Raw genomic sequence first — 14,077 nt, 5'->3', positions numbered from 1 at the left:
TCAATAGCCGGTAACCCAAGGTATTCGTTGGATGGCGAAAGAAGAACAGATTGAACTCGAAGGTGTAATCGTTGAAACCCTGCCCAACACGATGTTTCGTGTGAAGCTGGACAACGGTCATGTGATCACTGCCCATATCTCCGGGAAGATGCGCAAATTCTATATCCGCATCCTCACCGGCGACCGCGTCAAGGTGGAAATGTCCCCCTACGACCTGACCAAGGGTCGTATCACCTTCCGCATGAAATAAAACGGGCAGCTGCACGCAACAAGCCTCACGCTGCACGCAGAAACCCAAAAAATACCCCCGCCTCCTACGAGCCGGGGGTATTTTTGTTTCTGCCTTAGCTGTCAACTATCAACCGTTAACTGTCAACTGAGCTACGCGGGCTCCGCCTCCGCCGCTTTCACCGTGAGAGCAAGCTTGCCGTCCTGTTCAGTGACGTCCACCTGCCCGCCCTGCTCGGCCAGCTCGCCAAACAGCAGTTTCTCGGCCAATGGTTTCTTGAGCTGCTCCTGGATCAGGCGAGCCATGGGGCGAGCCCCCATATCCTTGTCGTAGCCCTTGTCGGCCAGCCAGCTGCGGGCGGCGGCATCCACATTGAGCACCACGCCTTTTTCATCCAGCTGAGCCTGGAGTTCGACCAGGAACTTGTCGACCACCCCCAGAATGACCTCCGTCGTCAGCGACGCAAACTGCACGATGCCATCCAGACGGTTACGGAATTCCGGGGTGAACGCCTTCTTCAGCACCTCCATGCCATCGGTGCTCTGATCCTGCTCGGTGAACCCGATGGAGCGCTTGTTCAACACCTCGGCACCCGCATTGGTGGTCATGATCAGAATCACGTTACGGAAATCCGCCTTGCGGCCGTTGTTATCCGTCAGGGTGGCGTTATCCATCACCTGCAGCAGAATGTTGAAAACCTCGGGGTGCGCCTTTTCGATTTCATCGAGCAACAGCACGCAATGGGGAGTCTTGGTGATCGCCTCGGTGAGCAAACCACCCTGGTCGTAGCCTACATAGCCCGGGGGCGCCCCGATCAAACGGCTGACCGTGTGACGCTCCATGTACTCGGACATATCAAAGCGTACCAGCTCAACCCCCAGGGCCCGTGCCAGCTGACGGCTGACTTCGGTTTTGCCCACCCCGGTGGGCCCGGCAAACATGAAGCTGCCGATGGGTTTATTCTCGCCTTTAAGCCCCGCCCGGGACAGTTTGATGGCCGCAGAAATAGTATCGATGGCTTCATCCTGCCCGAACACCGTCATCTTAAGGTCGCGCTCGAGATTGCGGAGCAACTCCTTGTCTGAAGACGATACCTGTTTGGGCGGAATGCGGGCGATCTTGGCAACCATGTCTTCCACATCGATTTCATCGATGGTGCTCTTGCGCTGATCCTCAGGGCGAAGACGCTGCCAGGCACCGACCTCATCAATCACGTCAATAGCCTTGTCAGGCAGGTAGCGGTCATTGATATAGCGGGCGCTCAGCTCCGCTGCGGCTTTGAGTGAGGCATCGCTGTAGGTCACATCATGGTGCTTCTCAAACCGTGACTTCAGTCCCTTGAGAATACCGATAGTGTCTTCCACCGACGGCTCAACCACATCAATTTTCTGGAAACGGCGAGACAAGGCCCGGTCCTTCTCGAACACACCACGGTATTCCTGGAATGTGGTAGAGCCCATGCACTTCAGCTCACCATTGGCCAGCAATGGCTTGAGCAGGTTCGAGGCGTCCATCACTCCGCCGGACGCCGCACCGGCGCCAATAATCGTGTGAATTTCGTCAATAAAGAGAATGGAATTGGGCTCTTTTTTCAGCTCGGCCAACAGGGATTTCAGGCGCTTCTCGAAATCACCGCGGTACTTGGTTCCCGCCAGCAGAGCACCAAGATCCAGAGAATAGACAGTGGCATCGAGCAACGGCTCCGGTACCTGCTCCTCCACGATCATCCGCGCCAAGCCTTCAGCGATCGCGGTCTTGCCGACCCCGGGCTCACCCACCAGCAGCGGGTTGTTCTTGCGGCGACGGCAGAGAATCTGCGCTGCACGCTCAATCTCGAATGCACGGCCCACCAGCGGGTCAATACGGTCCTCACGAGCCAGTACATTCAGGTTGGTCGCATAGTTCTCCAGCGCGCTGGCCTGTGACGGCTCTTCCGCCGTGTCGTTTTCCTGGGCCGCTTCGATAGAGGGATCAGCGTCCTCGACCTGGGAAATGCCGTGGGCAATGAAGTTAACTACGTCCAGACGGTGAATATCCTGACAGTTGAGGAAGTAAACGGCCTGGCTTTCCTGCTCGTTGAAAATGGCGACCAGTACATTGGCGCCAGTGACTTCCTTCTTGCCGGAAGACTGGACACTGAACACCGCCCGCTGCAGTACACGCTGAAAGCCCAGCGTCGGCTGGGTATCACGATCCGGATCACCTTCCGGCAACAAGGGGGTGGAATCTTCAATAAACTGGCTTAACGCATCACGCAATTCATCCAGGTCCGCGCCACAGGCGCGCAGCACCTCAACGGCGGCCTCGTTATCCAGCAGTGCCAGCAGCAGGTGTTCTACCGTCATGAACTCATGACGATGACTGCGCGCATGGCGAAACGCCTCGTTTAGCGTCATTTCCAGTTCTTTGCTGAGCATAAGGCTACCTCACTACCGGGCTCGCGTTGTCAGGCCTTTTCCACCTGGCACATCAGCGGATGCTGATTTTCGCGGGCGTATTCAACCACCTGGGTGGCTTTGGTTTCGGCGATATCCTGCGGGTACAACCCGCACACCGCCTTCCCTTCCGTATGCACCGTTAACATGACCCGGGTGGCCTGTTCACGGTTCATACTGAAGAAGTCCTCAAGTACTTCGACCACAAAATCCATGGGGGTGTAGTCATCATTAAGCATCAACACCTTGTACATGGACGGCGGCTTGAGTTTCGGTCTGGCCTCTTCAACGGCCAGATCCCCATGGCGATCAGGATCTGCCGGATTGTCTGCGGGGCCTGCGGAGATCCCCACCTGACCCTCTGGATTCTCCCTCTGCCACCACTGCTGCAAAATCATAAGCCTCTTAACCGTTGTAACCCTGCTGGCACCAACAGGCAATATTGAAATGATGGGCGGTCATGCTTTTTTCAATCCCCAGAGCCATCACATGACCACAAAAAGTTCATGGGGTTGACACCCTGCGACACATGTTTAAAAGTTGCACAATGCTGCAGCCCTGATGTAACGGGGATCAGCGCCGCCAAGATAGCGACGTGCTAAAGAACGCCGGGGCACCGCACAACATGCAGTGTACCGTGCTGTCAGCGGCTAATAAAAAGAAACGTTAGAGCATACAAAAGCTCTTGGCCATTGGAGAGGTAGAGGGAAGGACCATGGCAACGGGAAGGGTTAAGTGGTTTAACAATGCAAAAGGGTACGGCTTCGTTCGTCCGGATGAAGGCGGAGAAGATCTGTTTGTTCACTATTCCTATATCCAGATGGAGGGCTACAAGAGCCTGAAGGCTGGCCAACCAGTTGAATACGAAGTACAACCCGCAAACAAGGGCTTTCATGCTGTCAATCTTCGCGCCAGTGGTGATGCGATTAATGACGCCTCAAATGAGGGGGAAGACACAGAGTAAGCCAGGGTGCAGCATCCTCATCGGCTACAGCCAGACAATGACAAACAAAAATGCCGGCTTTCGCCGGCATTTTGGTTCCTCGCCAAGCTCTTACAGCTTGTCCAGAATGTCATTGAACGTGGCACTCGGACGCATGGCAGCTGACGCCTTGCCGAAATCAGGGTTGTAGTAACCCCCGATATCCGTCGGGGACCCCTGCACCGCCACCATTTCCTTGACGATAATTTCCTCGTTCTCGGTAAGCAGCGCCGCGATGGTGCTGAACTTGTCTTTCAGCTCAGCATCGTCGTCCTGGGCCGCCAGGGCCTGGGCCCAGTACATGGCGACATAGAAGTGGCTCACCCGATTATCCGGTTCACCAACCTTGCGGGACGGCGCCTTGTTCTGCTCCAGGTACTGCTCGTTGGCCTTGTCGAGGGCTTGGGCAATCACCTTCGCCTTCTTGTTGCCATACTTCTCGCCCAGCTCCTCGATGGAAACGGCCAGCGCCAGAAACTCGCCCAGCGAATCCCACCGCAAGTGGTTCTCTTCAAGGAACTGCTGTACATGCTTGGGTGCAGAGCCACCGGCACCCGTTTCGTAGAGTCCGCCACCGGCCATCAGCGGCACAATGGACAGCATCTTGGCGCTGGTGCCCAGCTCCAGGATCGGGAACAGGTCGGTCAGATAGTCACGCAGCACGTTACCGGTAACTGAGATGGTGTCCTTGCCACGGATCATGCGCTCCATGGTGTAACGGATCGCCTGAACCGGGGACATGATGCGGATATCGAGCCCGTCGGTGTCGTGATCCTTCAGGTATTCAGTGACTTTCTGAATCAGCTGGGCGTCATGGGCGCGCTCTTTGTCCAGCCAGAAGATAGCCGGGGTATTGCTCTGGCGGGCTCGGGTCACCGCCAGCTTGACCCAGTCACGGATGGGCAGATCCTTGGCCTGACACATGCGCCAGATATCGCCCTCTTCCACGTCGTGGGTGAGCAACACCTCACCGTCTTCACGGACAACACGCATGGTGCCGCCTTCTTTCATTTCGAAGGTCTTGTCGTGAGAACCATATTCCTCTGCCTTCTGGGCCATCAAACCCACATTCGGCACAGAACCACAGGTCACCGGATCAAAGGCGCCGTGGGTCTTGCAGAAGTTCACCACTTCCTGGTAGATGGTCGCGTAGGTGCTTTCCGGAATCACCGCCTTGGTGTCCTTGAGCTTGCCATCGGCGCCGTACATCTTGCCGCCCTGGCGAATCATGGCCGGCATGGAGGCATCGACGATGACGTCGGACGGCACATGGAGGTTGGAGATGCCGCGGTCAGAGTCCACCATCGCCAGCTCCGGACGATGCAGGTAACAGGCACGAATAGTGGATTCGATCTCCAGACGCTGGGAAATCGGCAGCTCTTCGATTTTCTGGTAGATATTGCTCAAGCCGTTGTTGGGGTTGGCACCGATTTGTTCCAGTACCTCACCGTGCTTTTCAAACAGCTCTTTGTAGAAGCGACGCACCGCATGACCGAATACAATCGGGTGCGACACCTTCATCATGGTGGCCTTCACATGCAGCGAAAACAGAATGCCAGTGTTCTTGGCATCGTCGATCTGCTCATCGAAGAAGTCGCAGAGCGCCTTCTTGCTCATGAACATGGCATCAATGACTTCCCCGTCCAGCAAGCCAAATTCCGGCTTCATCACAGAGATGTTGCCCTGAGAGTCCACAAACTCGATGCGGACCTTGCAGGCCTTATCAATGGTGGTAGAGGTCTCGTGGGAATAGAAATCTCCCCCCCGCATATGGGCCACGTGGGTACGGGAAGCAGGGCTCCAGTAACCCATGCTGTGCGGGTTCTTGCGGGCATAGTTCTTGACAGCAAGCGGAGCACGACGATCTGAATTTCCTTCACGAAGCACCGGGTTCACCGCAGACCCGAGCACCTTGGCATAACGGGACAGAATTTCTTTTTCATCATCATTACGCGGCTCGTCTGGGTACTCAGGCACGTTATAGCCATGTTCCCGGAGCTCTGCGATTGCTTCACGAAGCTGCGGGATGGACGCGCTGATGTTGGGAAGCTTGATGATGTTGGCTTCCGGATCCTGGGTCAGATCGCCCAGGGCGGTGAGGGTATCGGTGACTTTTTGGTCGTCTGACAGATGTTCGGGGAAGTTGGCGAGGATCCGTGCGGCAAGCGAAATATCGCTACTTTCAACTTCAATCCCGGCGATGGAGGTAAATTTCTCAATAATGGGCAAAAACGAGTAGGTCGCCAGCGCGGGCGCCTCATCTGTCATGGTGTAAATAATTTTTGGGGTGGTCATAGAATTATAAGTCCCAATTGTATTGGCAGTGTTTCCCACCTGATGTGAGTCGGCTTTTGACCGTCAGATCAGCGGGTCTTAACAGGACTACTCTGTCTTTATCAAACCGTAACCGGCGTGTGCTGGCGAGTATAGCACTGACCGTTTAGCCTTGTTAGCGTAGCCGGCCGGTAATACGACGCATTATATCAATCAAACCTATCAGGATTGTCAGGCCCCATGGCGCAATTGATCTTGCTCAACAAACCCTTTCAGGTGTTGTCCCAGTTTCGCGACGATCAGGGTCGCCGAACGTTGAGCGAATTCATCCCCCAACCGGACGTGTATCCGGCAGGACGACTGGACTGGGATTCTGAAGGCCTGCTGTTGCTGACTGATGACGGCAGCCTGCAGGCGCGCATCAGCAGTCCGCGGTTCCACCTTCCCAAAACCTATCTGGTTCTGGTGGAGGGTGAGCCCGGGGGCTCTGATCTGCAAAAATTGCGCCAGGGCATCACTCTGAAAGACGGCCCTACCCGGCCCGCCCAGGTCGAGCGCATTGATGCCCCGCCACTGTGGGATCGGCATCCTCCAGTTCGGTCACGCAAAACGGTAACCGACAGCTGGTTGAAACTCACCATAGACGAAGGTCGAAACCGTCAGGTACGACGCATGACCGCCGCCATCGGATTCCCCACCCTGAGGCTGGTTCGCTGGCAGATTGGGGACTGGTCAGTGGAAGGCCTGGCGCCGGGGGAATGGCGCGCTAGCGAGGTGCACGCCCCGTCGCGTCCTGTAGCCAGGACGCGGCGGCCTGGTCATCGCTCTCGCGGGCCTCGACCCAAATCCAGCACCCGTCGATAAGCTCTTTCTTCCAGAACGGCGCCCGGGTCTTCAGCAGATCCATGATAAAGGCGCAGGCCTCGAAAGCAGCCTGACGGTGGGCCGAGCTGACCGCCACCTGGACAATGTCCTCACCCGCCTGAATGGTGCCAACCCTGTGCGCGACCCAGGCACCATTGAGGTGCCAGCGACTGCAGGCCTGCTCAACAATGGTGCCCAGCACTGATTCCGTCATGCCCGGGTAATGTTCCAGATGCAGGGCCTCTACCTTGCCTTGCTCATCGCGGACCTGGCCACTGAACATCACCACCGCACCACTGCGCCCCTGATCCCGCAGCCACAAATCCGGCTCGCTGGCGCTCAAACCACCCTCACGAACCTCGATATGGGCCTTCATCCGCCGGTCACCGGTGGAAACAGGGCCACCACGTCTCCCGCTTCCACAACACTATCTTCATTGCCCAGCACTTCATTGATGGCCACCATCCGTCGCGGTGTCGCCTCCAAAGCCTGGGCCAGAGCCACATCGGTTTCCGCCAGCCAGTCAACCAGCTGCGCAACTGTGCTCACCCCTTCCGGTAAGTCGATCTGGATAGCATCACGGCCTGCCCGTTCCCGCAGAGCAGCAAAAAAGCGTACCTGGACCATCATTTTTCTTCCTGTTCGTTAACGCGTTGGTAATGGCCGCTACGCCCACCCTGTTTTTCCAGCAGGCAGACGCTTTCAATCACCATGCCACGATCGACCGCCTTGCACATGTCATACAGGGTCAGCGCCGCCACCGAAGCCGCGGTCAGGGCCTCCATCTCGACCCCGGTTGTGCCGCTGAGCTTGCACAGGGTCTCGATCCGCAGGGCGTCATCCCCTTCTGGCTCGATATTCACGGTCACCTTGGTCAGCATCAGGGGGTGGCACAGAGGGATCAGGTCCCAAGTCTTTTTGGCCGCCTGAATACCTGCAATGCGGGCGGTTGCCAACACGTCGCCTTTGGGATGGCGCTGATCCTGAATCATGGCCAGCGTGGCAGGCTGCATGCGTACCCGGGCCTGGGCCACAGCGACCCGTTGAGTCACTGCCTTGTCAGTGACATCAACCATCTGTGCCTGTCCACTGCTGTCCAGGTGGGTAAACTGATCGTCTGACATCCTCGCTCCTGGCCTGTTGTCTCGGCGGCGGCTGCGCTACCATTCCCGCCTTTCATCGTATCGTATTGTGTCCGGCTCCGCCGGGCGCCCTGTTGGCAGATCTGCTATGAACAGCTTCGAGCCGCACATTACTGTGGCCTGCGTGGTGGAACAAGACGGCAAGTTCCTGTTTGTCCGCGAATTGAGCAAGGGCCGTGAGGTCCTCAACCAGCCAGCCGGCCACGTGGAGTTCGGCGAAACCCTGGAACAAGCGGCCTGGCGTGAAACACTGGAAGAAACGGCTTGGCAGGTGGAAATCACCGACCTGTTGGGCTGGTACATCTTTCAGCCGCAGAAAGGCGGCGGGGTGTACTATCGGACCTGCTTTGTGGCCCGACCGGTGAGCCACGACCCACGTCAGAAACTGGATACCGGCATCCTTGACGCCGAGTGGCTGACACCAGAGGCCTTCCGCGCCCGTCGTGACCAGCACCGCAGCCCCCTTGTGGAACGCTGCCTGGATGACTATCTCTCTGGTAGACGATTGCCCCTGGACACCATTTACCAGCACCCTTGGCCTCTCCAGCGGGGCTGACAGGAATACTGTGACCATGCACAAAGCGCCTCAAGATACCCGCGTTATCGTTGGCATGTCCGGCGGTGTGGATTCCTCCGTCGCGGCCGCCCGACTGATCGACGCTGGCTACCAGGTCGAAGGCCTGTTCATGAAGAACTGGAACGAGGACGACGGCACCGAGTATTGCACCGCCCGCGAAGACCTGCTGGACGCCATGCAGGTGGCCGGTGTTCTTGGCATCGAATTGCACACCGCCAACTTTGCCTCGGAATACTGGGACCGGGTATTTGAACATTTCCTTGCCGAATACCGGGCAGGCCGGACCCCCAACCCGGATATCCTCTGCAACAAGGAAATCAAGTTCCAGGCCTTCCTTGACCATGCACTGACCCTGGGCGCGGACTACATTGCCACCGGCCACTACGCGCAGGTCGATCACACCGGAGCCGCGAAGCTGGTTCGCGCTGTCGATACCAACAAGGACCAGACCTACTTCCTGCACGCGGTAGATCACCACAAGTTCGATCGTACCCTGTTCCCGCTGGGGGATCTGGAAAAGCCCGAAGTGCGCCGGATCGCCGAAGACAAGGGCTTCGCCAACCACAAGAAAAAGGACTCCACCGGCATCTGCTTTATTGGTGAGCGCCGCTTCAAGGATTTTCTCGAGCAGTATCTGCCTGCCCAACCCGGCAAGATTGAAGACGACCACGGCAACGTGATTGGCGACCATGATGGCCTGATGTACTACACCCTCGGCCAGCGTCAGGGGCTGGGTATTGGCGGCCGCGCCGATAGTAACGATGCCCCCTGGTATGTGGCGGGCAAGGATCTGGACCGCAATGTCCTGATTGCCGTGCAAGGCACCGAACATCCACTGCTGTATAGCCGCGAACTGACCAGCGCTCCGGTCATGTGGGTGGCCCTGCAGCCTCCGGCCCTGCCAGCCAGACTCACGGCAAAGACCCGCTATCGCCAACCCGATCAGGCCTGTACGGTTTCCGATGCCGGTGAAGGGCGCGTTCATGTGGTCTTTGATGAGCCACAACGGGCAGTGACCCCCGGTCAGTCCGTGGTCTTCTACGATGGCCCGGTCTGCCTCGGTGGCGCGCCCATTGAAGCAACCCGGTAACGACCCAACGCCAAGGACAGACACCCCATGAGCGAACGTTTCTCTCGCGAACAGCAGCGAACACTGGCGCTGGCTGCTGTGTTCCAGGCGGCCCAGCTGGCAGACGACATTGCCCTGCGTGGTGATTGCGACCCACGGGCCTTTGAAGCGCTCATCGAGGGCGTAATGGCACTGGATGCGGAGACGTTTGATGCCATCTATCCCAGGCCCGGCCTGCTACGCGATGGCATGAGCTTGCTCAACCGCAGTCTCAACAAGGATTCCGCCGGAGGCTCCCTGCGCCCGCTCAACTACGGCCTGGCCCTTCTCCATCTGGCAGGCAAACTCCGCAAGAACGACGACACCACCAGCATTCTGCGCCATCGGCTCATGGCCCTGAGTGGCCAGCAAGCCCATTTCAGCAGCCTCACCGATGATGCGTTCTGTCACCGGCTGGCCGGGATCTACGTGGACACCCTGGGGACCTTCCGCTTTCGCATACAGGTGAAGGGCGAGCCCTCTCATCTTCAGGACGAAAACAAGGCCGCCAGGATTCGCGCTCTGTTCCTTGCCGGCGTCCGCGCCGCCTTCCTGTGGCACCAGTTCGGCGGGCGCCGCTGGCATCTTCTGTTCCAGAGAAAACCTATCCTTTCACAAATAGAGTCGATAGATATCAATAATTTATAGGCGTTTGTTAATCTTTTTCCTCAAAAGGGATCACGGGCTGTGACAGCGGAATCTGAGCCACCAGAACCGCCCATATATGACAGTCCTCCCCCGCTACTCCCTCTTTAATCCCTGCGCTCTCAATGGGGGCAACCCCTTTTCCCGTACGCCACCAGCCACGCTCCAGACACCAGCGCAACAGAAGCACGCAGCCCCGTCTTTTTTGCTGTATCATTGCGCCGCTTTGGAACCTTACTTGGACGACTTCGGGAGCCTGACACATGTCCAGCCTGAATACCCTCACCGCCATTTCACCGGTCGATGGCCGCTATGCCGGCAAAGTTGATGCCCTGCGTAACACTACCAGTGAATACGGTCTGATCCGCTTCCGCGTCCACGTGGAAGTGAGCTGGCTGGAACAGCTCGCCCACGACAAGAATATCCCCGAAGTCCCGCTGATGAGCGGTCAGGCGGCCTGGCACCTGCGCGGCATTACCCGCGACTTCGAAGCCAAACATGCCGAGCGCATCAAGGAAATCGAAGCCACCACCAACCACGACGTGAAAGCGGTGGAATACTTCATCAAGGAACAGATGGCCGAGCACGGCGAACTGGCTGGCATGAGTGAATTTGTCCACTTCGCCTGCACCAGTGAGGACATCAACAACCTCTCCTACTCCCTGATGCTCAAGGAAGCCCGCGAGATCCTGCTGCCCAAGATGGACCAGGTGATCAATGCCATCCGCCGTCAGGCCCATAGCCTGGCCGACCAGCCGATGCTGTCACGGACCCACGGCCAGTCGGCCTCCCCCACCACCGTTGGCAAAGAAATGGCCAATGTGGTGGCCCGCCTGCAGCGCCAGCGCGATCAGTTCGCCGCTGTGGAACTGCTCGGCAAGATCAATGGCGCGGTGGGCAACTACAACGCTCACCTGTCGGCCTACCCGGAAGTGGACTGGGAAACCTTTGCCCGCCGTTTCGTTGAAAGCCTGGGACTGACCTTCAACCCCTTCACCACCCAGATCGAACCCCACGATTGCGTGGCGGAGTACTTCCACGCACTGATGCGTTTCAACACCATCCTGCTGGATTTCGACCGTGACGTGTGGGGCTACATCTCGCTGGGTTATTTCAAGCAGAAAACCGTGGAAGGCGAAGTGGGTTCCTCCACCATGCCCCACAAGGTCAATCCCATCGACTTCGAAAACTCCGAAGGTAACCTGGGTCTGGCCAATGCGATCATGGATCATCTGGCTGCCAAGCTGCCCATTTCCCGCTGGCAGCGTGATCTGACCGATTCCACCGTACTGCGTAATGTCGGTGTCGGTCTGGCCCACAGCCTGATCGCTTTCGAGGCTAGCCTGAAAGGTATCGGCAAGCTGGAAGTGAATGCCGCCCGTCTTAATGCAGACCTGGATGCCGCCTGGGAAGTCCTGGCCGAGCCGATCCAGACAGTCATGCGTCGCTACGGGATCGAAAAACCCTACGAGAAGCTCAAGGCTCTGACCCGCGGCAAGGACGGCATTAATCAGGAGACCCTCACCGCCTTCATCAATGATCTGGCGATCCCGGATGAAGCCAAGGAAATCCTGCTTGCCATGACCCCGGCCAGCTACATCGGCAACGCCCCGCAACAGGCACGTAACCTCTGAAGCGTGAGGCTGTGCCAGCTATCGCTGGCACAGCCTTGCTGCCGGACTTGCCCATGAGCGCCACACTCCCACACTTCACCTTGCCGCTGGCTCCTGAAGCCTTTCTGCGTGATTACTGGCAGAAAAAGCCGCTGTTCATGCCCGCAGCCGCCACGGGCCTTGACAGTCCGGACGCTGACACCCTGGCCGGGCTGGCTCTGGAAGACGGCGTAGAAGCCCGAATTATTCAGGGAGCGGGCAAGGGCCCGTGGCAGCTGCAACAGGGCCCGCTGGACGAGGAGATCTTTTCCACTCTCGGGGAACGGGACTGGACCCTGCTGGTGCAGTCAGTTGATCATTTCCTCACCGAAACCTCTCTGCTGCTGGACGGTTTTGCGTTCCTGCCGGGCTGGCGCGTGGAAGACATCATGATGAGTTACGCGGTGACGGGCGGCAGTGTCGGCCCGCACTTTGACCGTTATGACGTCTTCCTGATTCAGGCGCACGGTTCCCGTCGCTGGCAAATTGGAGAGGTCTGTGACGAACACAGCCCACGCCTGCCCCACCCGGACCTGAAATTGCTCGATGGCATGGCAGTCCGGGAAGAATATATCGCCATGCCCGGCGACGTACTCTACCTGCCGCCCGGGGTCGCACACCACGGTGTGGCCGAGGATGATGACTGCCTGACCTGGTCCGTCGGCTTCCGTGCACCGGATTACCAGATGCTGATGGCCGAAATCGCCGGTGAGTGCCTGGCAGATGCTGACAGCCACCTGTTCACGGACCCCCAGCGTACCGTCCCCGACAACCCAGCCATCCTGACCGATCAGGATCGCCAGGCCCTGGTGCGTGGGGCGCTCGATCTGCTTAAGCCAGAAGGCATTGAACGGGCAGTTTATCGCTGGCTATCGACCCCCCGACAGGATGGCCTTGAATTTGCCATCGACGACCACCATATTCGCGAGCGCGATCCGCACACCGCCCTGGTTCGCCATGGCAGCGTGCGCCTGCTGATGCAGGGCAACCGGGTATGGCTCAACGGTGAGCCGCACACCCTTACAGAACAACAACGCCCGTTGGTTCAGCTATTGGCCAGCAAGCGACGCTACACGGAAAGCGAGCTGGAAGCCGTAATGACTTCCACCGCCAGGGAATTGCTCCATGAATGGATTGAACAGGGCTTCTTTGCCCCACTGTAACGAGACCCCTATGGCTATCAGCATTATCGAAACCCGTTGGGATGAAAGCGAAACCGCCCTGCGCAACCTCCGCCAGCAGGTGTTCATTGATGAACAGCACGTGCCGGAGGAGCTGGAATGGGATGGGGAAGATGACCAGGCCGTCCATTTTATGGCCCTGGACGCGAACCAACAGCCGGTCGGCTGTATCCGCTTGTTGCCCACCGGGCAGATCAGCCGCCTGTGCGTATTGTCAGAGCAACGTAACAACGGCGTAGGGAGCTCCCTGCTGGTGGCAGCCGAAGATGCCGCCCGTGGCCTGGGAATGGAAGAAATCTTCCTGCATGCCCAGACCCACGCCACCAGTTTCTATGAGGCTGCAGGGTTTTCTGTGTCCGGCGGGATCTTCATGGACGCCAACATTCCACACCGACAGATGTTCAAACCGCTGGTCTGATGTCATTTGTCATCGGCGACGACGACACCCTGATCACCCTCACCCGGAGCCAGGCCAGCGAAGGGCTGGCTCGCCTGGCCCACGCCTGCAAGCGCCGTCTGTGGCTTCGCGTGCCCACCCTCGATGCACTTACCGCTGACGATCAGGTGGTCGATGCCATCAAGGCTCTGGCCATCGCCAGTGAACGCTCCGACGTGCGAGTGCTGTTTGATGATCAGCAAGAGGCGGTGCGCAATGGCCATCGGCTGATTCACCTCGCGCGCAGACTGCCCTCACGCATTCAACTTCGCCAGACCCAGCAGGACGACTGCGACCCGCAGGCCTGCCATGCGCTCGGGGATGATACCGGCCTTTTCGAAGCCATCGGCTGGCCACGGCCCAGCCGCATTCACCTGTGCGCACACCGCCTGCCGCGAGCGCCACGCCTTGCCAGGGATTTTCAAACGCTTTGGGAACGGGCCGGCACCAGCCCGGAACTCCGGGAGCTGCGACTGTAACGCTAAGGAACCTCTGAATAACTCCTTGCATGCTCAGTCTTTCAGGCTGGTTCGCCCCCTCTATGGGTCAAAA

General features: G+C 58.3%; 16 protein-coding genes. 10 read left to right on the top strand and 6 right to left on the bottom strand.

Annotated elements, in window-relative coordinates; translation table 11 throughout:
- Nucleotides 1-31: 31 nt before the first annotated feature.
- Nucleotides 32-250 (top strand): translation initiation factor IF-1, encoded by a 219-nt coding sequence (infA, locus tag Q672_RS19370; RefSeq protein WP_022984063.1) that lies wholly within the window; start codon nucleotides 32-34, stop codon nucleotides 248-250.
- Between the two features lie 131 nt (nucleotides 251-381).
- On the opposite strand, the gene clpA is transcribed toward infA, so the two are convergent.
- Together clpA and clpS are read right to left on the bottom strand one after the other, a co-directional pair.
- Nucleotides 382-2,646 carry an ATP-dependent Clp protease ATP-binding subunit ClpA gene (gene clpA / locus Q672_RS19365; protein ID WP_022984062.1) on the bottom strand — a complete coding sequence of 755 codons (2,265 nt, stop codon included), beginning with the start codon at nucleotides 2,644-2,646 and terminating at the stop codon, nucleotides 382-384.
- A 29-nt stretch (nucleotides 2,647-2,675) separates the two neighbouring features.
- On the bottom strand, nucleotides 2,676-3,062 hold the full coding sequence (gene clpS / locus Q672_RS19360) for an ATP-dependent Clp protease adapter ClpS (protein ID WP_022984061.1): 387 nt from the start codon (nucleotides 3,060-3,062) through the stop codon (nucleotides 2,676-2,678).
- 317 nt (nucleotides 3,063-3,379) lie between these two features.
- Here clpS and Q672_RS19355 point away from each other — a divergent pair, with 317 nt between their 5' ends.
- Entirely contained in the window at nucleotides 3,380-3,628 is a 249-nt protein-coding gene (locus Q672_RS19355) for a cold-shock protein (RefSeq protein ID WP_022984060.1), read from the top strand.
- 90 nt (nucleotides 3,629-3,718) lie between these two features.
- Here the strand turns inward: Q672_RS19355 and Q672_RS19350 are convergent, their stop codons facing one another.
- Nucleotides 3,719-5,941 (bottom strand): NADP-dependent isocitrate dehydrogenase, encoded by a 2,223-nt coding sequence (locus tag Q672_RS19350; RefSeq protein ID WP_022984059.1) that lies wholly within the window; start codon nucleotides 5,939-5,941, stop codon nucleotides 3,719-3,721.
- Nucleotides 5,942-6,160: 219 nt separating this feature from the next.
- Between Q672_RS19350 and Q672_RS33910 the strand changes: the two genes are divergently transcribed.
- Nucleotides 6,161-6,784 (top strand): pseudouridine synthase, encoded by a 624-nt coding sequence (locus Q672_RS33910; protein ID WP_081703580.1) that lies wholly within the window; start codon nucleotides 6,161-6,163, stop codon nucleotides 6,782-6,784.
- Here Q672_RS33910 and Q672_RS19340 read toward each other — a convergent pair.
- From Q672_RS19340 to moaC, 3 genes are read right to left on the bottom strand one after another with little or no spacing between them, the layout of a single operon-like run.
- On the bottom strand, nucleotides 6,687-7,160 hold the full coding sequence (locus tag Q672_RS19340) for a molybdenum cofactor biosynthesis protein MoaE (RefSeq protein ID WP_022984057.1): 474 nt from the start codon (nucleotides 7,158-7,160) through the stop codon (nucleotides 6,687-6,689). The genes Q672_RS33910 and Q672_RS19340 overlap by 98 nt on opposite strands.
- A complete protein-coding gene (moaD, locus tag Q672_RS19335) occupies nucleotides 7,157-7,414 on the bottom strand; it encodes a molybdopterin converting factor subunit 1 (protein ID WP_022984056.1) in 258 nt (85 codons plus the stop codon). The genes Q672_RS19340 and moaD overlap by 4 nt, the downstream gene beginning before the upstream one ends.
- Entirely contained in the window at nucleotides 7,411-7,908 is a 498-nt protein-coding gene (moaC, locus tag Q672_RS19330) for a cyclic pyranopterin monophosphate synthase MoaC (protein ID WP_022984055.1), read from the bottom strand. The genes moaD and moaC overlap by 4 nt, the downstream gene beginning before the upstream one ends.
- 106 nt (nucleotides 7,909-8,014) lie before the next feature.
- On the opposite strand from moaC, the gene Q672_RS19325 reads away from it, so the two are divergent.
- From Q672_RS19325 to Q672_RS19290, 7 genes are all read left to right on the top strand, one after another.
- Complete coding sequence (locus tag Q672_RS19325; protein ID WP_022984054.1) at nucleotides 8,015-8,482, top strand: NUDIX hydrolase; 468 nt, start codon at nucleotides 8,015-8,017, stop codon at nucleotides 8,480-8,482.
- A gap of 16 nt (nucleotides 8,483-8,498) precedes the next feature.
- On the top strand, nucleotides 8,499-9,593 hold the full coding sequence (gene mnmA / locus Q672_RS19320; protein WP_022984053.1) for a tRNA 2-thiouridine(34) synthase MnmA: 1,095 nt from the start codon (nucleotides 8,499-8,501) through the stop codon (nucleotides 9,591-9,593).
- 27 nt (nucleotides 9,594-9,620) lie between these two features.
- Nucleotides 9,621-10,259 (top strand): high frequency lysogenization protein HflD, encoded by a 639-nt coding sequence (gene hflD, locus Q672_RS19315; RefSeq protein WP_022984052.1) that lies wholly within the window; start codon nucleotides 9,621-9,623, stop codon nucleotides 10,257-10,259.
- Between the two features lie 260 nt (nucleotides 10,260-10,519).
- Nucleotides 10,520-11,890, top strand: coding sequence for an adenylosuccinate lyase (purB, locus tag Q672_RS19305; RefSeq protein WP_022984050.1), 1,371 nt, complete (start codon nucleotides 10,520-10,522; stop codon nucleotides 11,888-11,890).
- Between the two features lie 53 nt (nucleotides 11,891-11,943).
- Nucleotides 11,944-13,071, top strand: a complete 1,128-nt coding sequence (locus tag Q672_RS19300) for a JmjC domain-containing protein (RefSeq protein WP_022984049.1) — start codon at nucleotides 11,944-11,946, stop codon at nucleotides 13,069-13,071.
- 10 nt (nucleotides 13,072-13,081) lie between these two features.
- Nucleotides 13,082-13,507 (top strand): GNAT family N-acetyltransferase, encoded by a 426-nt coding sequence (locus Q672_RS19295; RefSeq protein ID WP_022984048.1) that lies wholly within the window; start codon nucleotides 13,082-13,084, stop codon nucleotides 13,505-13,507.
- Nucleotides 13,507-14,004 carry a DUF7931 domain-containing protein gene (locus Q672_RS19290; protein ID WP_022984047.1) on the top strand — a complete coding sequence of 166 codons (498 nt, stop codon included), beginning with the start codon at nucleotides 13,507-13,509 and terminating at the stop codon, nucleotides 14,002-14,004. The genes Q672_RS19295 and Q672_RS19290 overlap by 1 nt, the downstream gene beginning before the upstream one ends.
- Nucleotides 14,005-14,077 lie beyond the last annotated feature (73 nt).

This window comes from Alcanivorax sp. P2S70, from assembly GCF_000475295.1.
Taxonomy (GTDB): domain Bacteria; phylum Pseudomonadota; class Gammaproteobacteria; order Pseudomonadales; family Alcanivoracaceae; genus Alcanivorax; species Alcanivorax profundi.
The sequence above is the reverse complement of the archived record's forward strand: the minus strand, read 5'-3'. Positions and strand labels throughout refer to the sequence as shown.